Genomic DNA, 26,232 nt, shown 5'->3' with positions numbered 1-26,232 from the left:
ACACGTCTGCCCACCCGGCGTGCCGGTGAGGCGGGTCCGGCTCGGGGTCGCGAGGCCCGGCGGCGCGCCGTGGCCTCTACTGTGTTATCGCTAACAAGATTTGTCAACACCGGTCTACACGCTGCCTGTTAGCGCTAACAGACCGTGGTGGTCCCTCACCGCTCCGCGGCACGGTTCAGCAGGTCGGCCAACGACGTCGCCGGGCGCCTGGTCAGGAGCGGGACGGCGTCGCTCACCGCGGCCAGCTCGCCGTTCGCGATGGCCGTGTAGGTGGAGACCCACGCGTCGACCTGCCAGTCCGGCGCGCCGGAGGAGGCCCGCGAGCGGTACGCCTCGGCGACCGTCTCGGGGTGGTAGGCGATCTTCCGCCCGGTGGCCGCGGACAGCACGGCCGCCACCTCGTGCAGGGTCGGCGCCTCCGGCCCGGTCAGGTCGTACGTGCGACCGGCGTGGGCGTCCGGGTCGGGGTCGGCGAGGACGGCCGCGGCGGCGTCGGCGATGTCGTCCTGCGCCACGACGGCCACCCGGCCGTCCCCGGCGGGTCCGCGCAGCACGTCGTCGTCGCCGACGAGGCCGGGGACGAAGTCGGCGTACAGGTTGTCGCGCAGGATCGTGAACCGCATCCCGCTCGACCGGATGTGCTCCTCGGTGGCCCAGTGGTCGCGGACGAGCGTGAACGTCGCGTCGGGCGCCGCGCCGACGAACGACGTGTAGACGAGGTGCTCGACCCCGGCGGCGGCCGCGGCGTCCACGAACGCCCGGTGCTGGTCGACGCGGTCCCGCGATTCGGAGGCCGAGACCATGAAGACCGTGGGGACTCCGTCGAGCGCCCGCCGAACCGCGTCGTGGTCCCCGTAGACCGCCTGGGCCGTCGTCGCCCCCGGCAGCCGCGGCGCGAGTCGGGTCGCGGACCAGCAGCAGCTGGGCCGTGCCGGCGTCGGCGAGGCGGCGGGCGACGCGTCCGCCGAGGCGCCCGGTGGCTCCCGTGACGGCGATCTGCGTGGTCGACATCTGCGGCGTCCCCTCGGGTCGAAGGCGTCGTCACAGGCTGACACGGAACCGGCCGGCCCACCGGACGACGTGACTACCCCGCCGCGTGCGGCTACCGGTCACCCAGGGAGTCGGCGATGACCTGGACGATCCCCCGCCACGCCGAGCGGTCCTCGCGCACCGACCGGCTCACCTCGACGTGGACGAACGACGACCCGTGCTCCGCGGCGACCTGGCCCTGCGCACTCCGCCTGCCTTCCAGCTGACCGCAGTCGCGCTGCCACGCCCGGCAGACGCGCAGGTCGTCGTCCAGGCCGTCGGCGACGCGCTCCAGCGTGTCGTCCACGTCGGTCGCGCCGGGCGAGAGCACGACGTCCGCCGACGGCAGGCTGGCGTCGTTGAAGCCGTGCAGCTGGACCTGGGGCAGGCCGCGGCGGGCGTGGTCCTCGGCGAGGGCGTGGAACGCGGAGCCCTTGTGGTGGGAGGCGTCGCCCTTGCCGAGGGAGGCCCGGCGGTGGGTGCCCGCCACGGCGAGCACCGCGCCCGGCACGCGCCGGAACAGCCCGAGACCGATCTCGTCGGTGCGCAGGTCGTTCGCGGGGTGCGGGACCTGCACCGCCACGCGCGCGGGACGGGACAGGTCCACGACGTAGAAGCCCCACCCGGGCTCGGCGTTGGCCTTGCCCGCCACGGCCGCGTAGGGACGCCCCGTTTCCGCGTCCGTGCCGAGGTCCACGTCGAGCCCCAGCTCCTCCAGCGCGTCGACCGCTTCGGACGACCCGTCGCGCAGCGCGCCGAGCGCGTCCACGAACTCACGCCGCTGTCGCTCACCCGGCGGGTCGTACGGGGCGTCCTCGCGCAGGGCCGCGGCGAAGGCGCCGAGCCGGGCTTCGAGGCCAGACGCGGGCGGAACGTCCGGCGCGGGATCGGGTGATCGGGGCGGTTCGTCGGCCGGGCCCGGCAGCGCTACCAGCACACCTGTCACCACAGTGACGATTCCGGCGACTGTGAGCAACCAACGCCATCGTGACCAAACACGAGAGGTAGTCACGTAACGTAACCCATTTCACTCGAATGTGTTCCCACTGTTTAACCCAAGAGAGTGCAATCCGTCCGGCTTAGTGCACAATCTACGAGGTTTGCGACAGTGGGGTAGCGCGCTCGGGGGGCGCACCCGCATCACAGGGTGACGGTCGGAGAGCTTGAGTGCGCCACAAGAAAAACACGCTGCGTGACGAACGCGTCGTGCGTTTGGAAGCTCAGCTGCCTGAAGCAGCGTTTCCGGCCACGGTCCGGACGTTGCCGGCGCTACTGCTCGTGTTGTTCCTGATAGTCGCCGGGACGACGATCGTGCTGTTGGACGATCCCGACGGACAGGCGGTTCCCGGCGCGTTCGTCCAGTCGCAGCAGGAACTGGCCGCCGGTGTCGCGCGATCGGTCGCCGCCACCGCCAACCAGGGCGTGCGGGACCTGCGGACCGCGTCGGCCGGGATCGCCAAGCCCGCCGACGTCGACCCGGTGCTGGAAGCGCTCGTGCGCGACCGGCGGTGGCGGGGCGCGGTGGTGCTCGACGGGCCTTCCCGCGCGCTGGTCGCCACGCGGGGTGAGCCGGTGCCCGCCCAGGCGATCCCGGTCGCGGTCGCCGACGTCGCCATCACGTCGACCACCGCCGCCAACGGGCAACTGCTGCTGATCACCACCACCTCGCTGCCGGGCGGACGGCTGCTCGCCGCGTCCACGACCGTGCGGCTGCCCGACGTCGACGCGGACGAGGTGCTGCGGCAGTCGTTCCTGCTGGCCACCCTGTCCGGCAAGGTCGTCGCGAGCACCGGCTCGCCGGCGCAGGACCGGGACGCGAAGCTCGAAGGGCTGGTCGCGGACGCGGGACGGGCGGCGCGCGGCGGCACGCCGGGCGTGCTGCTCGGTCCCGCGGCAGGACTGACCCAGCCGACCGTCGCCTACGCGCGGGTGACGCCGTCGAGCGTTCCCGACGGACTCGACCTGGCCGTGGTCGGCATCGCCGACGGCCCGCTGGCCGGCAGCGGCGCCGAGGGCTCCGGCATCGTGCCCGGCGCGATCCTCGCCCTGCTGGCCGTCCTCGGATTCGTGCTGGTCAGGCGGTACGTCACGGGTCCGGTCCTGGCCGCGCGCCACGACCTGGTCGGCGTCGCCGCGGGCAACCTCCGCACCGAGATCCGCCCCGCCGCGTCCGGTGAGGTGGCCCGCATCGTGGCCGCCGCCCGGCTGTGCCGAGACCGGCTCCTCGGCGGCGACCGCGCGGACGACGCCGAAGACGACGCGGCCACCCCGTCCCGCCGCGGGATCACCGCACGCGTGGCGACCGCCGTGGTCGCGCTGTCGGTGTTCGGCTGGTCCGCCGGCGCCCTCGTGGCGTTCCGGACCACCGACGTCGACATCCCCGTGGCCGTGGTGGCGAGCGTCCGCGCCCAGACCGGCAAGGCCACCGACGCGTTGCGCCGCAGCATGAACAGCGGCCTCGCCGACCTGACCGCCCTCGCGACCACGGCGGGTGACGACCGCGCCCTGCGGACCGCCCTCGAAGGGCTCCACGCCAACCACACCCGGTTCCGCAGCCTCTACCTGGTCGACCGGGCCGGCACGGCGGGCGACCCGATCGGCCGGCCGCCGCTGCGCCGAGCCGAGCCGCCCGCCGCGGCCGCCGGCCTGCGCCAGCAGGACCAGTCCGGCCGGGTGCCGGTGGTCTTCGCGGAGGTGCCCGTCCCCGGCCGCGGCACGGCGGTGGTCGGCGAGTTCGACCTCGACCACCTCCGCACGTTGCTGGACCACGTCCCCGGGCACGCCCGCGTGGTCGACCGGGGCTTCCGGACCGTCAACGCCACGGACGGGTTCGTCGCCTTCGAGGAGGTGACCGACACCGGCCTGCGCGACAGCGCGGCGCTCGCCCAGCGCGGCGACGTCGTCGGCGAGATCCGGCCCGGTTCGGACGGGCCGTCGATCGTGGCCTCCGCCGCCCTGCGCGGCGGCGACGTCGAGGCGCTGGGCTGGACGGTCGTGACCGAGCTGCCCGGCGTCGAACTCGCGCTGCCGGTGAACGAGGCCCGTCGGCACGTCCAACTCGTCGCGCTGATCACCGCGCTGATCGCCCTGTTCGGGTACGGGTGGCTGCTGTTCACCGTGCTCGGGCCGCTGCGCCGGGTGGCGCGCGCGGCCGACCGGATGGTGGCGGGCGACCTGCAGGCGGTGATCTACCCCCAGCGGCACGACGAGATCGGCACGATCGCGTCCTGCCTGGAGATCTGCCGCCAGGCCGTGGTGCAGGGGCCGGACCGCCTCGGCGAGGTCCGCCGCCCGCGCGGCGCGGCCACCGACCCGACGATGCTGATGAAGCCGGTCGAACCACACGCGAAACGGGCTCCGGAACGTGCGCCGGACCGTTCGGGACGTCACGTCGAGCGTCACGCCGAACGGCCGGCCGAAAGTCCGGCCGAACGTCACGCCGAACGTCCGGCCGAGCGTCACGCCGAGCGTCCGGCCGAGCGTTCCGCGCGGACCAGGCACGCCGCGCCGCGCAGGCCGGCGCCGGAACCCCCGCGTCCCAAGGTCGGGCGGGGTTCGGCGTGACCTACCTGTACGTGGTCTTCCTGGTCCTCACCACGGGCCTGCTCGTCTGCGGCGTGCTGGAACAGCGCAAGCACTTCGCCCACCTGCACCGCATCGAGCAGCGGGTGCTCGTCAACGGCATCCGCGGCAAGAGCTCCATCACCCGCCTGTGCGCGGGCGCGCTGCGCGGCGGCGGGCTCGTCACCACGGCGAAGACGACCGGCACGGCGGCGCGGTTCATCCACCCCGACGGCAGCGAGGAACCCGTCTACCGCAAGTGGGGCATCGCGAACGTCGTGGAGCAGATCGGCATCGTGCGCCGCGCCGCCGCCTACCGGTCCGACGTGCTGGTGATCGAGTGCATGGCGGTGATGCCGGACCTCCAGGAGATCAACCAGAGCAAGCTGATCCAGTCGACCATCGGCGTGCTGTGCAACGTCCGCGAGGACCACCTGGCCGAGATGGGCCCCACGCTCGACGACGTGGCCCGCTCGCTGAGCCGGTCCATGCCGGTCGGCGGGATCTGCGTGACGGCCGAGCGCGACCGGCTGCACATCCTGGAGCAGGAGGCGGCCAAGCGGGACTGCGAGCTGATCGCGGTCGACCCCGAGTCGGTCACCGACGAGGAGATGGCCGGGTTCGGCTGGGTCACCTTCAAGGAGAACGTGGCGATCGCGCTGGCCGTGGCGGAGCTGCTGGGCGTCAACCGGCAGCTCGCGCTGACGGGCATGTGGTCCGCGCCGCCGGACCCCGGTGTGCTCTCCGTGCAGACCCGCGTGGCGGACGGCAAGGTGGTCAAGCTCGCCAACGTGTTCGCCGCCAACGACCCCGAGTCGACGTTGATGAACATCGAGCGGCTGCTGGAGCAGGGTTCGATCGCCCGCCCGCTGCACGTGGTGATCAACTGCCGGCCGGACCGGGTCGAGCGCAACCGGCAGATGGGCGAGCTGGTCGCCCGGATCGACCCCGACCGGGTCGTGCTGATCGGCGACCCGACCCGCAGCGCGCGGTCGACCATCGGCGAGGAGTGGCAGGACGTCGTCAACGACCTCGGCGGCGCCCGCTCGGCCGAGGAGCTGCTGGACGCGATCCTGGCCGACATCGACGACACCGCGTCGCTGGTGGCCATCGGCAACATCCACGGCCAGGGCGAAGTGCTGCTGGAAGCGCTCGACGGGCTCGAAGCGGTCGCGCCGGACGAGCGGCCCGCGGTGCGCGAACGCCCCCAGTCGGCGCCCGCTGCCGCACCGCCGACCACCGCACCACCCCGCGCCGTGCCGCCGCGCACCCCGCCGACGCGCGTCGCGCCACCCGTCCACGACCTGCCGGAGGAGCAGGACGCGGTCAGCGGCAGCCTGTTCGAACCCCAGGGCCCGAAGTACCCCGCCGGACGGCGGCAGCAGCCCTCCGCGCCGCCGGACGCCGTCCGGACGCAGCTCATCCGCCCGGTCGGGCCGCCGTCGCGCGGTGATCGGGCGGACGACGACCGGACCCGGTTCCTCCACCCCGTCGACCCGCCACCCCACGCGGAGCGGCCGGTCGCCGACCCCCCGCGGCGCGCCCGACGTGAGCGGCCCGAACCGCTCGCCGAGCCGCCGCGGGACCGGGCCGAGCGGGCCGAACCGCGGCGGGCCAACGGACCCGCGGTCCCGCCGAACCCGCCGACCCAGCGGCTCGAACCCCCGGCCGCGCCGCACGTCGCCCAGCCCGGAACGCCGCCCGACCGCGTCCCACCTCGCCGGCAGCAGCCGCCCGGCACACCGCCGCGGGGGATCCCGGCCCACGGCGGACAACCCCACGGGACGCCACCCCCTGGCGCACCACCCCGTCGGGTGCCACCTCACCGCCCCGAACCGCGCCACCCCGAACCCCACGGCACCGGACCCCACGGCACTGACTCCCACGGCGCCGAACCCCGGAGCTCCGAACCCTGGAGCTCCGAACCCCGGAGTGCCGAACCCCCCGCCACGGAACACCAGGGCGACCAGCCCGCACCTCGACACTGGAAGTCCCTGTGACCAACGGATCTCTCCTCCTCCCGGAGGTGGCAACGCTCGGCCTCGCCATCGGCCTGGTGTTCTCGCTCGCCTGCTACCTCACCACCAACCTGTCCCCCGGCGGCATGATCACCCCGGGGTGGCTGGCGCTGACGCTCGTCGAGGACTACCGGCGGGCCCTGCTCGTGGTCGCGATGAGCGCGGTGACGTTCGGCGCGGTCAAGCTGCTGCAACGGGCGGTGATCCTCTACGGCAAGAGGCTCTTCGCCGCCGTGGTGCTGACCGGCGTGCTGCTCCAGACCACGTTGTTCATGTTGATCCAGAACGACTACCCGCTGCTGTTCGCGCACCAGACGCTCGGGTTCGTCGTGCCGGGCCTGATCGCCTACCAGCTCGTCCGGCAGCCTCCGCTGGTGACGGTCCTGGCGACCGGTACGGTCAGCGCCGCGGGTTACGGTGTGCTGGCCAGCGGCGTGCTGGTCGGACTCGTGCCGACGGTCTGAGAGGCTCGCTGGAGGTGCCGTGAAGCGGGGAAGTGCACGTCCGGCGCTGGCCGCTGCCGCCGTGGTCGTCGCGCTCGTCGTCGGCGTCGTCGTGTGGTGGCCGACCGAGGACGCCGCCGTGGTGCCGCCCGCCGTGGGGCACGTGGAAGCCCCGATCCCCGCGGAAAGCCACGTCGCGCCGGTGGCCGACCTGGTCTACGAGCGGCTCGCCCAGCCCGCGCGCACGGTCGTCCGCGACCGGGCCGGCACGGTCGTCGCCACGTTCACGGACGACGCCCGGACCGCCGTCCTCGACGGCCCCCGCCGCACGTTCAGCGAGCCGAAGGCCACCTCCGCCACCATCGACACGGCCGCCTGGGTGCGGTTGCTGCCGAGGCCGTGGCAGGCGGGCGCGGAGACCTCGGACTGGTTCCGGTCCTGGTTCGACGAGGCCCGCGCGGACACCAGCCCGGACGTGCTGGCCGTCGCCACCGAGTACCTCGTCGACGCGCCGGCCAAGACCGACGCCGAGGGCGTGCGCTTCCGCGGCGACGCGTCGTTCGGGCCGGTCAAGTCGTCCGGCGCGGGACGCCAGGAGCAGTCGGACTTCTACGACTACCTGGGCGTGCCGTGGGACTTCCCGAACGGCGTCACCGGCCGACCCGACGACAGCCGCTACGGCTCCGTGGACTGCTCGGGCTACGTGCGGCTGGTGTTCGGCTACCGCCTCGGCATGCCGCTGCTCGGCACCAACACGGCGGGTCCGGGCATCCCCCGCCGCGCGTTCGCGATCTCGCAGTTCGGCCCCGGCGTCCAGCTGGTCGCCGACGAGCGCCGCCGCGCCACCGACTACGGCATCCTGCAGCCCGGCGACCTGGTGTTCTTCGAGGTGGAGGACGACCCGGAGACGCTCGACCACGTCGGCATCTACTTCGGCCTCGACAGCGACGGCCACCACCGGTTCATCTCGAGCCGGGAGCGCATCAACGGGCCGACGCTCGGCGACGTCGGCGGCACCTCCCTGCTCGACGACGGCGGCCACTACTCGACGTCGTGGCGGTCCGCGCGCCGCCTCTGAGCGCGCCGACATCACCGCCACCACCGCCGCAATTGCCGTCGAACGCCATTCGACCATTGTTCGACTGCGTTTCGCCGAATCAGTCGAAATAGCAATTATTCCGGCGTTCCATTCACGTGCGTGAACATCCTGTGCAATCCGCCTGCCACGCGTTATTGTCTCCGGGAGCGCTCCCAGAACACGTTGTGCGAACTACTAGTTCAGATATGTGCACAACAACGGGGAGTTGCTCGACGGAACTCGCTCGCAAGGAGGCGACGCATGAGTTTGCGCACAGGCAACCGCACGACAAGGCCCACCGGTCGGCTGGCGGCGATGGCGGCCGCGGCGTCGGTCACGGCGTTGGCGGCGACGATGGTGGTGGCCGGCGGGCAGAGCGCCCACGCCGCCGCCGGCTGCAAGGTCGACTACACCGTCGTCAACCAGTGGGGCGGCGGGTTCGGCGCGAACGTCACCATCACGAACGTGGGCGACCCGCTGTCGAGCTGGACCCTGGAGTGGACCTTCACCGCCGGCCAGCGCGTCGACCAGCTGTGGGGCGGCGAGTTCAGCCAGTCCGGCAGCACGGTGACCGTCCGGAACGCCTCGTGGAACGGCTCCCTCGCCACCGGCGCCTCCACGACCCCCGGCTTCAACGGCACGTGGACCGGCTCGAACCCCGCGCCGACGTCGTTCAAGCTCAACGGCGTGGTGTGCACGGGCTCGCCCACGTCGACCACGACGTCCGCGACGTCCACCGGCACGTCGTCGTCGACCACCAGCCGCACCACCACGTCCACGACGACGTCCACGTCGACGACTGCTCCGGGTGGTGGCGGTGACGGCAGTGGGCCGTGGCCGACCGACTCGGGCAGTGTGCACCAGACGACGACGCGGAACGTGGGGACGTTCTTCGACGGTGGGATGAAGCGGTTCTACGGGATCGGGGACGGTGGTCAGGGCGAGGGTCAGGACCCGATGTTCGTGGTGGCCCACGGCGGCACGATCCAGAACCTGTTCATCGACGCGCCGGCGGGTGACGGGATCCACTGCGAGGGTTCGTGCACGATCCGCAACGTGTGGTGGAACGACGTGGGCGAGGACGCGGCGACGTTCAAGAGCCCGAGCGCGTCGGCGACGTACCTGGTGGACGGTGGCGGTGCGAAGTCCGGGTCGGACAAGGTGTTCCAGCACAACGGCGCCGGCACGGTGACGATCCGGAACTTCCAGGTGCACAGCTCGGGCAAGTTGTACCGGGCGTGTGGCAACTGCTCGACGTCGTACCAGCGGCACGTGGTGATGGACGGTGTCACGGCGCGCACGACGAAGGTGTTGGCGGGGATCAACACGAACTGGGGCGACACCGCCCGGTTCTCGCGGATCACGGTCTACGGCAGCACGGTGATCTGCGAGAAGTACCAGGGTGTGCCGAAGGGCAGCGAGCCGAAGAAGATCGGTGAGGGCGCGGACGGGAAGAACTGCTTCTACTCCGAGTCCGACATCACCAGGCGGTAGTGGTCGGCACTGCGACGGGCGGCGCGGTCGGGGGTGATCCCCGGCCGCGCCGCCGCACATGTCCCCCGAACCTCGTTGTCAGTGCCCTCAGTACCCCCCTCAGTACCCCTGAGACCACTGCCGCAGCGCCACCAGGACCACCACGACCAGCCCGACGGCCAGCAGGACGCCGAGCACGCCGCCGATGATCACGCCGGTGCCCACCGAGTTCCACGGCGGCCGGAACGCCTTCAGCACGGTCCCCACCCACCACCGCGCCGAGCGTGACGCCGATGAACGCGTACGCGTACTCGCCGCCGCGCCAGCCCAGCGCGTCGAAGTACTTGGCCCGGTAGGCGAGCACGATCACCGCCAGCAGCCCGAACGGCACGAGGAAACCGGCGAGCGCCGCACCGGGCCGTCTCCGCTTCCGCTGGTCGAGGTCGTCCACGCGCCCAGCCTGCCGTCCCGCCGCACGCCCGCGCATCCGTAGGACTACGGGGTCCCCGGCACGGCGGTCAGACCACGACGACCGGGCACGTCGCGTGGTGGACGATGGCGTGGCTCGTCGTGCCCGCCGTGAGCGTGTCGACGTCGCGGTGCTCGCGCGCGCCGAGCACCAGCAGTTCCGAGCCGGACGCCGCCGCGGCCAACGTCGCGCCGGGCGGACCCGACAGCACCTGGCCGCTCGCCCGCACGCCGGGGTGCGTCGCGGCGTGGACGGAGAGCAGCCCGCGCACCCGGTCGGCCGCGGCGAGCCGACGCCGCTCCACCTCGGCGCGCGGCACGTCGTCCTCGACCAGCGACGCGTCCGGGTCGACCACGTGGACCGCGTGCACGTCCGCGCCGCGCCGGGCGGCCTCGTCGAACGCGAACGCCAGGGCCGCGTCGCCCGCCGCGGAACCGTCGACGCCGACCACGACCCGCCGGCCCGAGCCACCGCCCGCCCGGTCGCCGACCTCGGGCACCACCGCGAACGCCCGCCGGGCGTGCCGGGCGACCTGGTCGCTGACCGAGCCGAGCCGCAGGCCGTGATACCCGCCCGAGCCGCGTGCGCCGACGACCAGCAGCAACGCGTCGGCGGCGGACCGGACCAGGTGGCGGGCCGGGTTGCCGGCGACGAGCGCCCCGGTCACGGCGACGCGCGGCTCACGGCGGCCGGCGTGCTCGACGCCGAGCCCGAGCACGTCCCACGCCGCCTCCTCACCGCCCGCCTCGTGGACGTGGCAGAGGACGACGCGCGCGTCGCGCAGCCCCGCTTCGCCGAGTGCCCAGTCCAGCGCCACCACGCTGTTCGGGGAGCCGTCGAAGCCGACGACGATGCGGGGACGCCCGCCGCGCCGGTCCTGCCCGACCCGGCTCATCGGGCAGGGACGGGCAGCGCCGCAGCCGACGAGACGACCTCCGACGAGACGACGTCCGACGAGACGACGTCCGGCGAAGTGGCGGACCGCAAGGAGGCGGCCGGCGAAGTGGCGGCCGGCGGGCCGGCGTGTTCCGGGAACCCGCGCGCGAGCGTCGGCCACGCGTGCAGGGCCGTCATCGGGTGCTCCTCCGCGGCGCCGGCGGTTGCCGGAGCGCGGCGATCCGGGCTTCGGTGAGCACGTTGGGGCCGACGACGGCGAGGGCGATGACGACTTCGGCGAGGCTGATCGCGCCGAGGCGGGCCACCCTGCGGCGCGCGGCGTTCCGTCGCCTCGCCACCGTCCGGCCGCGTCCGGCGGAGCGGAACCGGCGCACGAAGTCGGGGTCGTCGGCGGCAAGCCGGCGCTGGATGTCGCGCAGCGCTTGGCGTTCGGCGTCACTGAGCACGACACACCTCCTGGTGCCTCGCAGAGATTAATATCGTAACACGATAGACCGGCGCGTGGCCGGGGTGATCGCGCCGCGCACCGCGACGCGTGGTGCGATGAGCGCATGACCGGGGACGAGGAAGGTCTCGACGCGGAGCCGTTGACCAAGCAGGACTTCGAGGCGCTGGCCCGCTTCCGGTTCGCGATCCGCCGGTACCTGCGGTTCAGCGAGGAAACCGTGCGGGGTCACGGCCTCGCTCCGCAGCAGTACCAGCTCCTGTTGGCGCTCAAGGGTTTCCCCGGTCGCGAGTGGGCGGCGGTGGGCGAGCTGGCCGAGCGCCTGCAGCTGCGCCACCACAGCGTCGTCGAGCTGGTCAACCGAGCGCAGAAGCAGGACCTGGTGCGCCGCACCCCCGACCCGTCCGACGCGCGGGTAGTGCGGGTCGAGCTGACCGACTACGGGCAGCAGGTGCTCGCCCGCCTCAGCGCGCTGCACCGCGCCGAACTCCGCCGCATGGGATCGACCCTGGCGCTCCCCATCTGGGGCGACGAGTGACCTCGGGTCGGGGCGGGGCCGGGCACTCCGGTTACGGTGGGTCGTCGTCCGGGACAAGGGGTGGAGCATGGTGCGGTTGGACCGCCTGGCGAACGTGCTGGGTGGCTACGGTGTGAGGCTGGCCTGCTGCCCGGTGCCCCGGTCGACGGAACTGCGCAGCGTGGTCATGCACGAGTCGACCGCCGCCCGCGCGGTGGGCGGTGACGTGTTCCTGGCCGTCGGCGCGGGCTCGGTGGGCGAAGCCCTGCGGTGGGCGGTGGCGGCACGGGCGAGCGTCGTGCTGATCCACGGTGACGCCGAGGTCGAGCGCGAGGCGACGGCGGTCGGCACGAGCGAGGGCGTCGCGGTCATGGTGGTCGACCCGGCGGTGTCGTGGAGCCAGCTCGCCGGCGTCGTCTACGGGCTGGTGCTGGAGGGCCGGGAGACCGAGTCCGGCCGCGGCCCGACCGACCTGTTCGCGCTGGCCGACAGCCTGGCGGGCGCGGTCGGCGGCGCGGTGACCATCGAGGACCGGCTGTCGCGGGTGCTGGCGTACTCCAGCTCGCAGCAGGGCGCGGACCCGGCCCGGCTGGCGACGATCCTCGGCCGCCAGGCCCCGGACGGGTTGCGCGAGCTGTTCGAGGAACGCGGGGTGTTCGCCTACCTGGCGTCCTACGACGAGCCGCTGTTCGTCGAGGAGGACCGCGAGCACGGGCTGACCGGCCGGATGGTGGTCGCCGTGCGCGCGGGGCGTGAGCTGCTCGGCTCGGTGTGGGTGACGTGCGGCAGCCCGCTCACCGGGGTCCGCTGCACGGCGCTGGCCGACGGCGCCCGCACGGTCGCGCTGCACCTGCTGCGCTCGCGCGCCAGCGCGGACCTGGAGCGGCAGGTCGAGTCCGACCTGGTGATCCGGCTGCTGGAGGGCACGGCGGACGCGGCGACCGTCGTCAGCAGGCTCGGGCTGCCGCCGGGACCGCTGCGGGTGATCGCCGTGCGCGCGCACATCGCCGCCGAGCGGCACGCCGCCCTGCTGCTCGCCTTCGAACGGGCCACGACGGGTTTCGGCTGGTCACGGCCCGGCCGCAGCACCCTGGCCGGCAACACGCTCTACACCGTGCTGCCGGGCGAGCAGGTGACGGCGGCGCGGGAGTGGGTGGCGCTGCTGCGGGCCGCGCTGCCCGCCACCGTGACGGTGACGGCGGGCATCGGCGGGGTCGCCGCGGCGGACGACCTGCCCGCCGGCAGGCAGGAGGCCGACGAGTGCCTGGCGCTGCACGAGGCGCGCTCGCCGGACACCGTGCCGCCCGCGTACGACGAGTCGTGGGACGACATCCTGCTGCAACGGCTGCGGGCGGCGGCGCGGACCGGGCGGACCCCGGCGCGCGGGCCCCTGGCGGAGCTGCGCCGGCACGACGCGGTCAACGGCACGCACTACGTGGCGACGTTGCGCGCGTGGCTGGAGGCGCAGGGCGACCTGGCGCAGGCGGGCGACCGGCTCGGCGTGCACCCGAACACCATGCGGTACCGGCTGCGGAAGATGGCCGAGGTGACCGCCCTCGACCTCGACGACCCGCGCAAGCGGCTCGCGATGATCATCGACCTCGCCGCGACCGACGACCAGGCCGACGACGAGCCTGCGCGCGGCTGACGGCTGGCGTCCGCGCGGTCGCCGTTCCGGCGGTCGCCGTTCGCGCGGTCGGCATTCGCGCGGCCGCCGTTCGGAGCGACTGTCGTTCGGAGCGACTGTCGTTCGGAGCGGCTGTCGTTCGGAGCGGCTGTCGGCAACCGACAAGATCGACCCCTCCGATTGTCCGTCACGGACAACAGCCCGGTGCCCCGCCCGAGCCATGCTGGCTTCGACAGGCGGTACCGAACGCGGAGGTGGTCATGGTCGACGTCGAGCGCATCGACGGCGGACCGAGGTCGGCGGTGGTCGTCGGCGCGGGCATCGTGGGCCTGTCGACGGCGTGGTTCCTCCAGGAGCGCGGCGTCGAGGTGACGGTGGTCGACCGGACCGGCGTGGCCGCCGGCGCGTCCTGGGGCAACGCCGGGTGGATCGCGCCCGGCCTCACCATCCCGCTCAACGAGCCGTCCGTGCTGCGCTACGGCCTGCGGTCGCTGCTCAGCCCGACCGCGCCGCTGCACATCCCGCTGACGTTCGACCCGGGGCTGTGGGGCTTCCTGGCCCGGTTCGCCGCGCACTGCCGCTGGTCGTCGTGGACGGAGGCCGTGCGGGCCAACGTGCCGCTCAACGACGAGTGCGCCGAGGCGTTCGACGTGCTGACGGCCAACGGCGTGGACGCGACCGTGGTCGACGGCCCGATCACCGCCGCGTTCGCGACGCCGAAGCACGCACAGGGCCTGCTGCGGGAGCTCAGCCGGATGGCCGCCGCCGGGCAGCCCGTCGACCACGTCGAACTGGACGTCGACCGGCTGCGCGAGCACGTGCCCCTCGCGTCCTCCGCGCTCACGGCGGGCGTCCGCGTCGACGGGCAGCGGCACATCGACCCCGGCGCGTTCGTGCGGGCGTTGGGACGGGCGGTGGTCGCCCGCGGCGCCACGATCCGCGTGTTCGAGGCCGCCGACGTCCGGACGTACAGCAAGGGCGTCACCGTGCACCCCCGCTCCGGCAAGGCCGTGGCGGCCGACGTCGCGGTCGTCGCGACCGGCGCGTGGCTGTCCCGGTTGGCGACCCGGTGGGGTGTCCGGGTGCCGGTGCGGGCCGGGCGCGGCTACTCGTTCACCGTGCCGGTGGACCGCCCGGTGCCCGGCCCGGTCTACCTGCCGGACGTGCGGGTGGCGTGCACGCCCTACCGGGGCGCGTTGCGCGTCGCGGGCACGATGGAGTTCCGCGACCCCGACGCGCCCGGCGTGCCCGCGCGGCTGGAGGCGATCATCGCGTCGGCCCGGCCGCTGCTCGACGGCGTCCGCTGGGACGAGCGCACCGACGTGTGGGTCGGCCCGCGCCCCGTCACGTCGGACGGTCGGCCGCTGATCGGCGCGGTGCGCGCGCCCGGCGTGTACGTCGCCGGCGGGCACGGCATGTGGGGACTGGCGCACGGTCCCGTCACCGGGCGGCTGCTGGCGGAGCAGATCACCACCGGCAAGCAGCCGCAGGCGTTGCGCCCGTTCGACCCGTTGCGCTGAGCCGCCGTGGACACCGCGGATTCCCGGCTCACCGGGGCGGAACGGGACGAGCTGGCCTGGCTGCGGTCGGAGAACGAGCTGCTGCGCGTGCAGCGGGACATCCTGCTGCGCATCGCGACCGACTACGCCCGCGACGTCGACGACATCCTGCGCCTGCGCACCACCGACCGCTGACCCCGGCTGTCACGAGCCCACCAGCCACCCTCCGTCCGCGGAGCCGGCGTCGACCAAGACCCGGCGACGCGGACACCCCCGCCGTCAGGGCGTCCCGCCCCTCCCCCGGCCGCCCTGACGGCACCCCGCCCGAACCCGCCGACCTCCGAGGCCACCATGACCAGCACCCGCGGCGTCTGGCTGACGCCCCAGGCCCACCGACGGCTGGAGGACGAACTCGCCGCCCTCCTCGCGGCCGACGCCGGCCCGCCCGCCGAGACCGACTCCACCACCGACGACGACCGCGTGGTCGCCCGGAGGCGTCGGCGCGAGCGCATCCGCGAGATCCGCGACCTGTTGCGGCACGCCGTCGTCGGTCAGGACCCGCCCGACGACGGGATCGCCGAACCCGGCATGGTGCTGACGGTCCGCTACGACGACACCGGCGAGACGGAGACGTTCCTGCTGGGCCTGCGGGCCGCCGAGCACGGCGACATCGAGGTCTACTCCCCCGACTCGCCGCTGGGCACCGCCCTCACCGGCGCCCGCCGGGGCGACCGGCGCGCCTACCGCGTGCCGAACGGCGACCTGGTCCGCGTGACCCTGCTGGACGCCGTCCCCCACGGCCACCACCGAACCGCCCCGCCCGCGCGGGAACCGCTGACGGGACAAGGGAACTAGACTCGCCGGCGGAGCGGAGGTCGGGCCGATGACGGGCAGTGGTGACGGCGAACCGGCGGCCGGCGTGACACCGGACGGCCCGGCGACGGCGCGGCCGGCGGCAGGCGAGTGCGTGGAACCGATGGCGGCCCCGTACGTGCCGGGCGAGCGCGGCGAACCGGCGGCGGTCCGGCCCGCGGAGGGCGAGCGCGTGGAACCGGTGGCGGCCCGACCCATGCGTGAGGAGGGCGGCGACCCGGTCTGCTGGCTGTCCCGCGTGTGCCCGGAGTGCGGGCTGTTCCTCGAATCCGAGCCGCCGGCGGCGTGCGAGCGCTGCGGTGCGGAGGTCCCCGCCGGCTAGCGCGGCGGGGTGGGCGCCGTCAGCCTTCGAGGTGGGCGGTGAGCGGGACGGAGGTGTCGGCCAGCCGGCGCGGGTCGACCGGTCGCCGCCGCCGGATCAGCTCCTGGACCTCGCCGATGCCGGCGTCCCACAGGTTGACGTGCATGCCGGCCACCAGCTCGTCGCCCGCCAGCCAGAACGCGTGGAACGCGAGGCCGGGCACGTCTCCCCTGGTGACGACGCGGTCGTAGCCGCCGGGCGGGAACCAGCCGGCGAACTCCAGCCCGAGGTCGTACTGGTCGGAGAAGAAGTACGGCAGCTCGTCGTGCGCGATGTCCTCGCCGAGCATCGCCCTGGCCGCGGACTGGCCGCCGCTGATGGCGTTGGCCCAGTGCTCCACGCGCAGCCGCCGTCCGTAGCGCGCGCTGGGGATGCTCGCCACGTCGCCCACGGCGTGGATGTGCGGGTCGTCGGTGCGCAGCGCGCCGTCCACGACGACGCCGTCGTCCACGGTGAGGCCGGCCGCCTCCGCCAGGTCGGTGTTCGGGCGCGCGCCGACGCCGACGACCACCGCGTCGGCGGGCAGCTCGTCACCGTCTGCGGTGACGACGGCCGAGACCCGCCCGCCACCGCGGAAGCCCGCCACCGCCGTGCCGAAGCGGAACTCGACGCCGTGGCCGCGGTGGACGTCGGCCAGCACGCCGCCGACCTCCGGGCCGAGCACGGCGTGCAGCGGGGTCGGCGCCTGTTCCACGACGGTCACCTCGCAGCCGCGCGTGCGTGCCGCGGCGGCGACCTCCAGGCCGATCCACCCGCCGCCCACGATGACGATCCGCCCGCCGCGCTCCACCGCCTCGCGCAACCGGTCGGAGTGGCCGAGGCGGCGCAGGTAGTGGACGCCGTCCAGCTCCGCGCCGGGCACGCGGAGGCGGCGCGGCGACGCGCCCGTGGCCAGCAGGAGCTTGTCGTAGCCGAGAGACCGGCCGTCGGCCAGCCCGATCCGGCGGGCGGCCCGGTCCAGCGCCGTGACGCGGCAGCCGAGCAGCAGCTCCACGGAGTGCTCGCCGTACCACTGCTCCGGGAACACGTCGACCGCCGCGCGGTCCTGCTCGCCGAGCAGGTAGCCCTTCGACAGCGGCGGGCGTTCGTAGGGCCGCTCGCCCTCGTCGCCGACCAGGACCACCCGGCCGGTGAAACCCCGCTCCCGCAACGCTTCCGCCGCCTTCGCGCCGGCCGGTCCGGCACCCACGACGACGAACACCTGTTCCGCGCCCATGACCTCTCCTCGGGACTCACCCGTTGACGCCCGCGAGGGCGAAGAACTCGTGCCGCGACCGACCGTCCTCGCGCAGCGCGCCCAGCAACGCCGACGTCACCGTGCTGGTGCCGGCGGCACGCACGCCGCGCAACGACATGCACAGGTGCTCGGCCTCGATCACGACGCCGACGCCGCGTGGCGCGAGGTGCCGCTGCAGCCAGTCGGCGACCTGCTTGGTCAGCCGTTCCTGCACCTGCAGGTCGCGGGCGAACAGCTCGACCACGCGGGCGAGCTTCGACAGTCCCAGGATGCGCTCGCCGGGCAGGTAGCCGACGTGGGCGACGCCGTGGAACGGCAGCAGGTGGTGCTCGCAGAGCGACTGCACCGGGATGCCGCGCGCGAGCACGAGCTCGTCGTAGCCCTCCTCGTTGGGGAAGGTCGTCAGGTCGAACTCGCGCGGCGTGAGCAGTTCGACGTAGGCGTGCGCGACCCGTTTCGGGGTGTCGGCCAGGTGTTCCGACCCGGGGTCTCGACCCAGGGCGACGAGCAGGTCGGCGACGGCCCGTCGGGCGGCCTCGACGTCGACGCCGCCGCGCCCGTGGACCACTTGCAGCTGCGGGTGCACGGCGCGCCTCCTTCTATCGACAACTTCAGCTAACCTTAGAAGGCTCGACCTAATTTCGTCAACAGAAGTGGATTTTAGAGATGGCCGAGGGCGACCAGCCGCGGACGTCGCACGTCTCCGCCGTCGCGGCGCTGGACGAGCCGACCCGACGTCGGCTCTACGACTTCGTGGTGCGCAGCCCTGCGGCGGTGAGCCGGGACGAGGCCGCCGAGGCGGTGGGCGTCCCGCGCACCACGGTCGCGTTCCACCTCGACCGGCTCGTCACCGAAGGGCTGCTGGAAGTCGTGCGCGAACGCCGCACCGGGCGCACCGGACCCGGCGCGGGCCGGCCCGCGAAGCTCTACCGGCGCTCGGCCGAGCAGATCGCCGTCTCGCTGCCCGACCGGCGGTACGAACTGGCCGGGCACCTCCTCGCCGACGCCGTGCAGGAGGCGGCGGACACCGGCGAGTCACCCCGCGCGGTGCTCGACCGGCGGGCCCGCGAAGTGGGCCGTGAGCTGGGACGATCCGCCCGCACCGACGACCCCGGCCCGGTCGCGGCGCGGCACGCGTTGGAGCGGTTCGGCTTCGAGCCGCGCACCGAGGACCGTTCGATCGTGCTCGGCAACTGCCCGTTCCACAGCCTGGTCCAGCAGCACATGCGACTCGTGTGCGGCATGAACCTGTGCCTCCTCGACGGCCTCCTGGACGGCCTCGCCGACACGGGGCTGGTCGCGCGGCTCGTCCCGGCGCCCGGCCTCTGCTGCGTCCGCCTCGACCCGGAGGACCAGCCGACCGGGTGACGTGCCCGGCGCCGTCCGGGTCCGCAGGGCGGCGTGACGGCTACCCCCGCCGGCGGAACGCGGTGCGGGCGGCGGCCTCGGCCCGCCGCAGGAGCGCGGGCGCTTCGGACAGTCCCCGACCCGTCTCCACGTCGAGGGCGTGGGCCTTGCCGGCGTTGAGGTGCGCGGCCCGGTGGTCGCCGCGCGCGAGGTCGGCGGCGGCCAGTTCGGTCAACGCCTGGGCCTCCAGGGGCCGCAGGTCCGCGGCGTGCGCGAGGTCCAGCGCGGCGGCCGCGTGGAGGGCGGCCTCGTCGGGCTCGTCCTGGGCGCGGTAGGTGGCCGCCAGGCCGATCAGGGCGTCCACCTGGCCGCGCAGGTAGCGGGACCGGCGGCAGTCGGCCAGGGCGTGGCGGTGCAGGGCGATCGCGCGGTGCGGCCGGCCGGTGTGGCGGTGGGCCGTCGCGGTCGTGTTGCGGGTGTCCACCTCGGTCGTGTGGTCGCCCTCGGCCAGCGCGGCGGCGCGCCCCAGCAGGACGTGCGCCAGGCGGTGGTCGCCCTGCGCGAGGGCGAGGCGGGCCCGGAGTTCGTGGCAGCGGGCCAGTTCGTGGTCCACCCCGGTCGTCCGGATGTGGGCCTCCGCGCGGTCGACGAGTTCCTGCGCCCCCGCCAGGTCCCCGGTGTGGAGGTGGGTGTCGGCGAGGAGCAGCAGGCCGATCCCGCGGGCCCGCTCGTACCCCGACTCCTCCTGCATGGCCAACGCCCGCGTCAGGTGCTCGACGGCCTGGGCCGGGCGGCCGAGGCCGAGCGCGGTCGAGCCGAGGTTGAGCTGGATCATCCCCGCGTGCCCCAGGCACTCGGGCGCGCCGACTGTGACCGCTTCGGCCCGGACCAGGTAGTCGAGGGCCGTCCTCAGTGGACCGGTGTAGTAGTAGAGGACGCCGAGGTTCATCAGGCCGCCCGCCTGGCCGAGCCGCCAGCCCGCGGCGGTGGCGGCGTCGATCGACGCGGTGAAGTGGTCGGCCGCGGCCGTGTAGTCGCCCCGGGTCAGGCCCAGGATGCCCGCGCTGTTGTGCATCGCGGAGGACGGCAGCGGGTCCGTCGCGGTCGGGAACGCCGCTTCCAGCACGGCCGGCCAGTGCGCCGTGTTGCCGCGCAGGAAGAGCCCCTTCAACGCGTCGGCGAGGCACCACGCGGCCCACGTCGGCCCGATGTCGGCGGCGGTGCGCACCATCGCGGCGACGTTGGCGACCTCGGCGGTGAGCCAGGCGGACGCGGTGGCGGCGTCGGGGAACGCCACCGGCTCGCGCGGCGCCCACGGCGCGTCGGGGCGGGCGAGGCGGTGGCGGCCGGGGTCCAGCGCGTCGGCGGCCCGGTCGACCGTGTCGACGTACCAGCCGAGCAGGCGGTCCAGCGGGGCCCGGCCCTCGTCGACCCGTTCGGCGGCGTAGAGGCGGACCAGTTCGTGCAGCGCGTGGCGGCCCGGCGCGGGTTCCTCCACGAGGTGCGCGGCGACCAGGGCGCGCAGGCCGCGTTCGGCCTCGACGACGTCGACGTCGGCGAGCGCCGCCACCGCGGCCGGCGTCGTGTCCGGTCCGGGCACCAGGCCCAGGAGGCGGAACAGCCGCTGCTCGACGGGGGTCCGCGCGGCGTGGGACAGGTCGATCGCCGCCCGCACGGCCATTTCCGGGTCACCGTGCAGCTGCAGGCCCGCCAGGCGGTCGCCGGTGCGCAGCTCGTGGACGTAGTCGCCGATCGAGCGGTCCGGGCGCGCCAGCAGGTGCGCCGCGGCGATCCGCAGCGCCAACGGCAGCCCGCCGCACAGCGCGACCAGCTCGCGGACCGCCGGCCGGTCGGCGGCGAGCCGGTCCGCGCCGACCATCCGGTCGAGCACGGCCACGCCGTCCTCGGGCGTCAGCGCGTCGAGCCGCACCTGCCGGGCGCCCTCGCGGGCCACCAGGCCGTCGAGCCGGTTCCGGCTGGTCACCACGACCGCGCAGCCGGGCGTGCCGGGCAGCAGCGGGCGGACCTGCGCCGCGTCCTCGGCGTCGTCGAGGACCACCAGCACGCGGCGGTCCGCCAGCGCCGACCGGAGCGCCGCCGCGGCCGCGTCCACCCCGGACGGGCGGTGGGTCTGGTCGACCGCCAACGCGTGCAGCAGCTGCTCCAACGCCTGCCGCGGCCCCAACGGCGGGCCGGCGGCGTGCGCGCGCAGTCCGACGAACAGCTGGCCGTCCGGGAACCGCGACCGCACCCGGTGCGCCCAGTGCAACGCCAAGGCGCTCTTGCCCACCCCTGCCGTGCCGGTGAGCACGAACGGCGCGGGGTCGGGGTCGTCCACCAGCGCGTCCATCGCCCGCAGGACGTCGTCACGGCCGACGAACCCGCGTGGCGCGGTCGGGAGCTGGGCGGGCGCCACCCGGCGCGCCGGCGCGGCCGGCGCTTCGGCGTCGTCGCCGAGGACGGCGAGGTGCGCCCCGCGCAGCTCCGGTCCGGGCAGCACGCCCAGCTCGCGGTCGAGCGTGCGGCGGACGTGCTCGAACAGCGTCAGCGCCTCACCGGACCGGCCCGCGCGGTGCAGCGCGGTGACCATCGTGGCCTGGAGGTGTTCGCGGAACGGGTGCTCGGCCACCAGGCCGCGCAACGCGGCCACCGCCTCGTCCGGGCGGTCGAGGTCCAGCAGGGCGCGCGCCAGGTGCTCGTGCCCGGTGAGCCGGTGGTCGGCGAGCCTCGCCCGGACGGCGTCGACGTCGGGGCCCGCGAGTTCGGGGAACGGGTCGCCGCGCCACAGCGCCAGCGCGCCGGACAGCACCTCGGCGGCACGCCGCGGGTCGCCCTCCGCCCGTTCCCGGCACCCGGCTGCCACGCGGTCCGCGAACAGCAGGTGCGCGACGCGGGCGCGCCCGACGCGGAGGCGGTAGCCGTTGCCGTCGTTGTCGATGGGCGGCGCCCCGTCGTCGGACCGGCCGCCGGCACGGTCGTCGGCACGGTCGCCGGCACGGTCGTCGGCACGGTCTCCGGCGAGCAGGCGGCGCAGCTGCCAGACGTACGTCTTGACGTTCCCGGCGGCCGACCGCGGCGGGTGGTCGCCCCACAACGCGGCCACGAGCCGGTCGACGCTCACCGGCTCGCCCGCGTGCAGCAGGAGGCACGCCAGCACCAGTCGCGGCTTCCGCGCGGCCAACGGCGTCCTGGTCCCGTCGGACGCCACGACCTCGACCGCGCCGAACACCTCGAAGTACATCCACACCCCCGCCGACAACGTAACGCAGCCGCCGGCGTTCCGGCGACGTGGTCAGGACAGCAGCGCGGACAACACCTTCCGGCACCGGGCGGGGTCGATGGTGAGGCCGTTCTCCAGGCCCCAGAGCCAGTAGTCGACGCACCGCGCGACCACCCACCCGTGCGCGGCGTCGGCGTCGAGCTCACCGGCGGCCACGATCACGGCCAACAGCCGGCGCACCGCGGTGTCGGAGTCCAGCGCGCCGTCGTCGGCCCTGGTCCACATCAGCTCCGGCACCGAGAACTCCGGCCGGCCGCGCACCGCCCGTGCGTCCACGGCGAGCCACGGTTCCCGGTCGCCCGCCAGGACGTTGCCGTAGTGCAGGTCCGCGTGGACCAGCACGTCGTGGTCGACCGCGCCGAGTTCGGCGGCGAACCCGCGGGCGGCGTCCACCCACCTCCGCGGCACGGGATCGCCCAGCGCGCGCTGCCGCCGCGGCAGGTGCTCCACCATGACGTCCGCGATCCCGGCCAACGGCCGCACGCCGGCCGGCGCGGGCACGGCCAGGCGGCGGATCAGCCCGCCCGCCACCTCGGCCGCCGACCGGAGGTCCAGGTCGTGCAGGGACTTCGCCGGGTCCAGCCGTTCCAGCAGCAGCGCGCCGACCTCGGGGTCCGCCTCGTGCAGGCGCACCGCGCCGCGCCCGTCCCACGTCGTCAACGCCAAGGCCTCGTCGACGGTGGCGTCCTCCAGCTGGCTCACCTTCAGCGCGCACGGCACGTCGCCCCGGTGGACCAGGACCACCAGGCCGAGCCCGCCGTGGAGCGGCGGCGTGTCGTCCGGCGTCAGCCGCCACCGCGCGCACAGCCGGTCCACCAGGTCCGGCAGGCCCGCCACCCACTCCCGGCCGGCCTCGCCCTCGACCTGGGCGCGCCACCGGGCGAACTCCGGCGGCACCGCGATCACCACGCGTGCGCGCCGCTCTCGAAGGCCAGGAGCAGGCGCTTGCGCTCGATGCCGCCGCCGTACCCGGTCAGGGCGCCGGTCGAGCCGACGACCCGGTGGCACGGCACGATGATGCTGATCGGGTTCTTGCCGTTGGCCAGGCCGACCGCGCGGGACGCGGTGGGTCGGCCGATCCGGGCCGCCAGCTCCCCGTACGACACGGTCTCCCCGAACCCGATGCCCCGCAACGCCTGCCACACCGTGCGCTGGAACGGCGTGCCGACCGGGTGCAGCGGCAGATCGAAGTCGGTGCGCTCGCCCGCGAAGTACTCCTCCAGCTGCGCGACCACCTCGCCGAACGGGCCGTCGTCGCGGTCGCCGAACGTCTCGAACGCCGGGCGGTGCCGGTGTTCGGTCAGGTACAGGCCGGCGAGCGCGCCGTCACGGGCGACCAGGGTGATCTCGCCGACCGGGCTGTCGACGACCGTGTGCACGGCCACCCCGGGGGTTGCTGGGGACATGCCCGCCATTCTGCCGCCCGCCACGACCCCGGCCACGGTCGGCACACGTCCACGACCGGCCCGCGCGCACCCGTTCCGCCTGCTCCTGGAGTGACCCCGCGGGCGGGCCAGTCGCGGATCTCGACCTCGAACCGGTCCGCCCACCCGAAGCCGACGTCCACGCGCACCCCCGTCATCTGGTCGACGCACCGACCCTGCGCACCGGTGAGTGAACCCGGCGGCCCGGCCGGTTTGCCCGATGTGCGGCGGGGTAACGCGAGAAGATGAGCCACGACGACTTCCCGCTGCCCGATTACGACCAGCTGCCGTTGTCCGACCTGCGGCACCGCATCCGGTCGCTGGACGAGGACGACCTGCGGCGCGTGCGCGACCACGAGCGCGACCACGGCCACCGCGTGCCGGTCCTCCAGCTGCTGGACGCCCGGCTGGACGAGCTGGCCAACGGCGCCGAGCCCTCGGGCGGCGACCAGCGCAACGCGCCTGGCGTCACCCACTCGCAGCGGCAGAACCCGATCTCGCCCGCGCACTCCCCCGCCGACCACACACCGCTCCGGCACGGCGTGCACGACCAGACCCGGTCCCGCTGAGCGCCCCTCACTCGCCCAGCACCAGCGGACGCCGCTCGGACCACCGCAAGGAGTCCTCGATGGCCTCCGCGATGCCCAGCTCGGTCTTCCACTCCAGCAGCCACGCGGCCTTGTCGCTGTCGGTGTAGCAGCCGATCACGTCGCCGGGGCGCGGCTCGGCGTCCTCCACCACCAGGCGTGCCCCGACGACCCGCTGGAACGCGTCGACCAGCTCGCGCACGGTCGTGCCGTCGCCCGTGCCGATGTTGATCACCTCGTAGGAGGCGCCGCCGGCCGCGGGCACGACCTCGTCGAACTTGCGCAGGGCCGCGACGTGCGCCAGCGCGAGGTCCCACACGTGGATGTAGTCGCGGATCGCGCTGCCGTCGCGGGTCGGCCAGTCGACGCCGGTGACGCGGAACGGCGTGCCGGTGCGGTGCGCCTCGAAGAGCTTGCCCAGCACGTGCGACGGGTTCGCCGCCTGCAGGCCGGTGCGCAGCTTGGGGTCCGCGCCGATGGGGTTGAAGTAGCGCAACGCCACCACCCGCAACGGGGTCGCGGCGGCGATGTCCGCCAGCACCATCTCCGTGATGGCCTTGGTCCGCGCGTACGGGCTGCTCGCCGAGATCGGGGACGACTCGTCGACGTGACCGCCGCCGTCCGGCGCGTAGATGGACGCGGAGGAGCTGAACACGACCCGCTCGCAGCCGTTGCGCAGCAGGTGGGCCACGAGCTCGACGGTCTTGGCGACGTTCTCGCGGTAGTAGCGGACCGGGTCGGCGACCGACTCCGGCACGACCACCAGCGCCGCGCAGTGCACGGTCGCCGCGATGTCCGGGTGCTCGGCGAAGATCCGGTCCACCACGCCGCCGTCGGCGATGTCGCCCCGGTAGAAGGCCCGCCCGCGGGTGAACTCCTCCCGGCCGGTGACCAGGTTGTCCAGCACCACCGGCACGATGCCCTCGTCCAGACAGGCCGACGCGATGGTGCTGCCGATGTACCCGGCCGCGCCCGTGATCAGGACCTTCACCTGGGCCCCCTCCGCATGTCGTCCGCACCTCGCACTACGGCAACAGGGACCGGGCGGCGCGCGCTACTCCCGCGCGACCGCCGAGGGCGGATCGGCCACTCCAGGAGAAGCGAGGTACTGCGCGACGCCGTCACCCAGCGACCAGTCGGCCGGCCCGTTCTCGGTCACGGTGACGACCACGTTGCGCGGCTCGGTGCCCGCGTGCTCGTAAGCGAGTTCCGCGATCCGCCGGTACAGCGCCTGCTTCTGCGCGTCCGTCCGCCCCGCGCGCATGGTGATCGAGACGATCACGATCCCGTCGTCGCGGTGCAGGCCGAGGTAGTCGTCGTAGCGCAGCGTGCTGCCGACGCCGTCGTGTCCCACCAGGATCTGGAACCGGTCGTCCGGCGGGATGCCGATCGCCTCGACCAGGGCTTCGTGGACGGCGCGGCCGAGCGCGTCGAGACGGGCGGGGTCCGCGCCCACCGCGTCGATGCGGACCAGGGGCATGTCAGCGGTTCCCCTTTCCGGGTGCGGCGGGCGCCAGCAGGCCGAGGGCGCCGTCCACCGCGCGTGCGTAGACGTCGGGTGATGCGGCGGCGCGGGCGAGCACGTAACCGCCCTGGAGCACGGAGACCAGCGCGGTCGCCGTGGTCAGGGGGTCGAGCCGGGCGTCCAGCTCGCCGTCCGCGCGGCCTTCGGCGAGCAGCCCGGCCAGCCGGTCGGTGAGCCAGGCGAACACCTCCTCGACCGGCCGCCGCAGGTCGGGGTCGGCCATCACCTCGGGGTCCTGGGTCAACCGGCCGACCGGGCAGCCCCTGAGCAGGTCGCGCTCCCACCGCAGGTAGGTCGTCACCCGCTCGACCACGGTGCCGGGGCCGGAGAACACGGCCTCCACCCCGGCCCGCAGCTCGTCCGCGCTGCGCCGGATCGCGGCCAGCGCCAGGTCCGGCTTGCCGCGGAAGTGGTGGTACATGCTGCCCTGGCCGGCCCCGGACCTGGCCTGGATCGCCTTCGGGCTCGTGCCCACGTAACCGCGTTCCCACAACAGCTCACGCGTGCTCTCGATGAGGCGTTCCCTCGTGTCCACGAACTCG

At 74.5% G+C, this 26,232-nt stretch carries 27 protein-coding genes; 13 read left to right on the top strand and 14 right to left on the bottom strand.

The features are described from left to right. Nucleotides 1-155: 155 nt before the first annotated feature. Entirely contained in the window at nt 156-1,055 is a 900-nt protein-coding gene (locus ACRAKH_RS10460; protein WP_380729980.1) for an NmrA family NAD(P)-binding protein, read from the bottom strand. Nucleotides 1,056-1,102: 47 nt separating this feature from the next. After that, nucleotides 1,103-1,975: a hypothetical protein gene (locus ACRAKH_RS10455; RefSeq protein ID WP_447009774.1), complete on the bottom strand. Its 873-nt coding sequence runs from the start codon at nt 1,973-1,975 to the stop codon at nt 1,103-1,105. Between the two features lie 314 nt (nt 1,976-2,289). On the opposite strand from ACRAKH_RS10455, the gene ACRAKH_RS10450 reads away from it, so the two are divergent. From ACRAKH_RS10450 to ACRAKH_RS10430, 5 genes are all read left to right on the top strand, one after another. Further along, on the top strand, nt 2,290-4,593 hold the full coding sequence (locus ACRAKH_RS10450) for a HAMP domain-containing protein (RefSeq protein ID WP_447009773.1): 2,304 nt from the start codon (nt 2,290-2,292) through the stop codon (nt 4,591-4,593). Further along, a complete protein-coding gene (gene pgsB, locus ACRAKH_RS10445) occupies nt 4,590-6,590 on the top strand; it encodes a poly-gamma-glutamate synthase PgsB (protein ID WP_447009772.1) in 2,001 nt (666 codons plus the stop codon). The genes ACRAKH_RS10450 and pgsB overlap by 4 nt, the downstream gene beginning before the upstream one ends. After that, nucleotides 6,587-7,072, top strand: a complete 486-nt coding sequence (locus tag ACRAKH_RS10440) for a poly-gamma-glutamate biosynthesis protein PgsC/CapC (RefSeq protein ID WP_380730409.1) — start codon at nt 6,587-6,589, stop codon at nt 7,070-7,072. Before pgsB ends, ACRAKH_RS10440 begins: the two co-directional genes overlap by 4 nt. A gap of 19 nt (nt 7,073-7,091) precedes the next feature. Further along, nucleotides 7,092-8,129 (top strand): NlpC/P60 family protein, encoded by a 1,038-nt coding sequence (locus tag ACRAKH_RS10435; protein WP_380730411.1) that lies wholly within the window; start codon nt 7,092-7,094, stop codon nt 8,127-8,129. A 261-nt stretch (nt 8,130-8,390) separates the two neighbouring features. After that, a complete protein-coding gene (locus ACRAKH_RS10430; RefSeq protein WP_447009771.1) occupies nt 8,391-9,623 on the top strand; it encodes a pectate lyase in 1,233 nt (410 codons plus the stop codon). Nucleotides 9,624-9,722: 99 nt separating this feature from the next. Here ACRAKH_RS10430 and ACRAKH_RS10425 read toward each other — a convergent pair whose 3' ends face one another. The 4 genes from ACRAKH_RS10425 to ACRAKH_RS10410 all read right to left on the bottom strand — a co-directional run bounded on the left by ACRAKH_RS10425 (nt 9,723) and on the right by ACRAKH_RS10410 (nt 11,414). Next, nucleotides 9,723-9,869: a hypothetical protein gene (locus ACRAKH_RS10425; protein ID WP_380730835.1), complete on the bottom strand. Its 147-nt coding sequence runs from the start codon at nt 9,867-9,869 to the stop codon at nt 9,723-9,725. A 251-nt stretch (nt 9,870-10,120) separates the two neighbouring features. Beyond that, nucleotides 10,121-10,966, bottom strand: coding sequence for a universal stress protein (locus ACRAKH_RS10420; protein ID WP_447009770.1), 846 nt, complete (start codon nt 10,964-10,966; stop codon nt 10,121-10,123). Further along, entirely contained in the window at nt 10,963-11,145 is a 183-nt protein-coding gene (locus ACRAKH_RS10415; RefSeq protein WP_447009769.1) for a hypothetical protein, read from the bottom strand. The genes ACRAKH_RS10420 and ACRAKH_RS10415 overlap by 4 nt, the downstream gene beginning before the upstream one ends. Then, nucleotides 11,142-11,414 (bottom strand): DUF3040 domain-containing protein, encoded by a 273-nt coding sequence (locus ACRAKH_RS10410; protein WP_380728649.1) that lies wholly within the window; start codon nt 11,412-11,414, stop codon nt 11,142-11,144. The genes ACRAKH_RS10415 and ACRAKH_RS10410 overlap by 4 nt, the downstream gene beginning before the upstream one ends. A 105-nt stretch (nt 11,415-11,519) precedes the next feature. Here ACRAKH_RS10410 and ACRAKH_RS10405 point away from each other — a divergent pair, with 105 nt between their 5' ends. From ACRAKH_RS10405 to ACRAKH_RS10380, 6 genes are all read left to right on the top strand, one after another. Beyond that, a complete protein-coding gene (locus tag ACRAKH_RS10405) occupies nt 11,520-11,951 on the top strand; it encodes a MarR family winged helix-turn-helix transcriptional regulator (RefSeq protein ID WP_380728647.1) in 432 nt (143 codons plus the stop codon). Nucleotides 11,952-12,018: 67 nt separating this feature from the next. Further along, complete coding sequence (locus ACRAKH_RS10400; RefSeq protein ID WP_380728645.1) at nt 12,019-13,578, top strand: PucR family transcriptional regulator; 1,560 nt, start codon at nt 12,019-12,021, stop codon at nt 13,576-13,578. Nucleotides 13,579-13,817: 239 nt separating this feature from the next. Further along, nucleotides 13,818-15,077 carry an NAD(P)/FAD-dependent oxidoreductase gene (locus ACRAKH_RS10395; protein ID WP_380728643.1) on the top strand — a complete coding sequence of 420 codons (1,260 nt, stop codon included), beginning with the start codon at nt 13,818-13,820 and terminating at the stop codon, nt 15,075-15,077. Between the two features lie 6 nt (nt 15,078-15,083). Further along, on the top strand, nt 15,084-15,251 hold the full coding sequence (locus ACRAKH_RS10390; RefSeq protein WP_380728641.1) for a hypothetical protein: 168 nt from the start codon (nt 15,084-15,086) through the stop codon (nt 15,249-15,251). Between the two features lie 156 nt (nt 15,252-15,407). Continuing rightward, nucleotides 15,408-15,911, top strand: coding sequence for a GreA/GreB family elongation factor (locus ACRAKH_RS10385; protein WP_380728639.1), 504 nt, complete (start codon nt 15,408-15,410; stop codon nt 15,909-15,911). A 28-nt stretch (nt 15,912-15,939) separates the two neighbouring features. Continuing rightward, the gene (locus ACRAKH_RS10380) at nt 15,940-16,251 is read left to right on the top strand and encodes a hypothetical protein (RefSeq protein WP_380728637.1); all 312 of its coding nucleotides are present in this window, start codon (nt 15,940-15,942) and stop codon (nt 16,249-16,251) included. Between the two features lie 19 nt (nt 16,252-16,270). On the opposite strand, the gene ACRAKH_RS10375 is transcribed toward ACRAKH_RS10380, so the two are convergent. Both ACRAKH_RS10375 and folE read right to left on the bottom strand, forming a co-directional pair. Continuing rightward, nucleotides 16,271-17,506, bottom strand: coding sequence for an NAD(P)/FAD-dependent oxidoreductase (locus ACRAKH_RS10375; protein WP_380728635.1), 1,236 nt, complete (start codon nt 17,504-17,506; stop codon nt 16,271-16,273). A gap of 16 nt (nt 17,507-17,522) precedes the next feature. After that, nucleotides 17,523-18,113, bottom strand: coding sequence for a GTP cyclohydrolase I FolE (gene folE / locus ACRAKH_RS10370; RefSeq protein ID WP_380728633.1), 591 nt, complete (start codon nt 18,111-18,113; stop codon nt 17,523-17,525). Between the two features lie 80 nt (nt 18,114-18,193). Between folE and ACRAKH_RS10365 the strand changes: the two genes are divergently transcribed. After that, nucleotides 18,194-18,895 carry a helix-turn-helix transcriptional regulator gene (locus ACRAKH_RS10365; RefSeq protein ID WP_380728631.1) on the top strand — a complete coding sequence of 234 codons (702 nt, stop codon included), beginning with the start codon at nt 18,194-18,196 and terminating at the stop codon, nt 18,893-18,895. A 40-nt stretch (nt 18,896-18,935) separates the two neighbouring features. Here the strand turns inward: ACRAKH_RS10365 and ACRAKH_RS10360 are convergent, their stop codons facing one another. From ACRAKH_RS10360 to ACRAKH_RS10350, 3 genes are read right to left on the bottom strand one after another with little or no spacing between them, the layout of a single operon-like run. Continuing rightward, nucleotides 18,936-22,115: an AfsR/SARP family transcriptional regulator gene (locus ACRAKH_RS10360; RefSeq protein ID WP_447009768.1), complete on the bottom strand. Its 3,180-nt coding sequence runs from the start codon at nt 22,113-22,115 to the stop codon at nt 18,936-18,938. 51 nt (nt 22,116-22,166) lie between these two features. Beyond that, nucleotides 22,167-23,051, bottom strand: a complete 885-nt coding sequence (locus ACRAKH_RS10355; RefSeq protein WP_380729700.1) for an aminoglycoside phosphotransferase family protein — start codon at nt 23,049-23,051, stop codon at nt 22,167-22,169. A gap of 5 nt (nt 23,052-23,056) precedes the next feature. Next, the gene (locus ACRAKH_RS10350) at nt 23,057-23,539 is read right to left on the bottom strand and encodes a methylated-DNA--[protein]-cysteine S-methyltransferase (protein WP_380729710.1); all 483 of its coding nucleotides are present in this window, start codon (nt 23,537-23,539) and stop codon (nt 23,057-23,059) included. Between the two features lie 284 nt (nt 23,540-23,823). On the opposite strand from ACRAKH_RS10350, the gene ACRAKH_RS10345 reads away from it, so the two are divergent. Continuing rightward, nucleotides 23,824-24,147, top strand: a complete 324-nt coding sequence (locus tag ACRAKH_RS10345; protein WP_380729702.1) for a hypothetical protein — start codon at nt 23,824-23,826, stop codon at nt 24,145-24,147. A 7-nt stretch (nt 24,148-24,154) separates the two neighbouring features. On the opposite strand, the gene galE is transcribed toward ACRAKH_RS10345, so the two are convergent. The 3 genes from galE to ACRAKH_RS10330 all read right to left on the bottom strand — a co-directional run bounded on the left by galE (nt 24,155) and on the right by ACRAKH_RS10330 (nt 26,225). After that, the gene (galE, locus tag ACRAKH_RS10340; RefSeq protein ID WP_380729704.1) at nt 24,155-25,156 is read right to left on the bottom strand and encodes a UDP-glucose 4-epimerase GalE; all 1,002 of its coding nucleotides are present in this window, start codon (nt 25,154-25,156) and stop codon (nt 24,155-24,157) included. A gap of 63 nt (nt 25,157-25,219) precedes the next feature. Next, nucleotides 25,220-25,645 (bottom strand): tautomerase family protein, encoded by a 426-nt coding sequence (locus ACRAKH_RS10335; protein ID WP_380729706.1) that lies wholly within the window; start codon nt 25,643-25,645, stop codon nt 25,220-25,222. Nucleotide 25,646: 1 nt separating this feature from the next. Continuing rightward, nucleotides 25,647-26,225 (bottom strand): TetR/AcrR family transcriptional regulator, encoded by a 579-nt coding sequence (locus tag ACRAKH_RS10330; RefSeq protein ID WP_380729708.1) that lies wholly within the window; start codon nt 26,223-26,225, stop codon nt 25,647-25,649. Between the last annotated feature and the right edge of the window lie 7 nt (nt 26,226-26,232).

Source organism: Saccharothrix hoggarensis (assembly GCF_052936025.1).
Note: the sequence above shows the minus strand (reverse complement) of the source record. Positions and strands in the feature narration are given on the sequence as shown.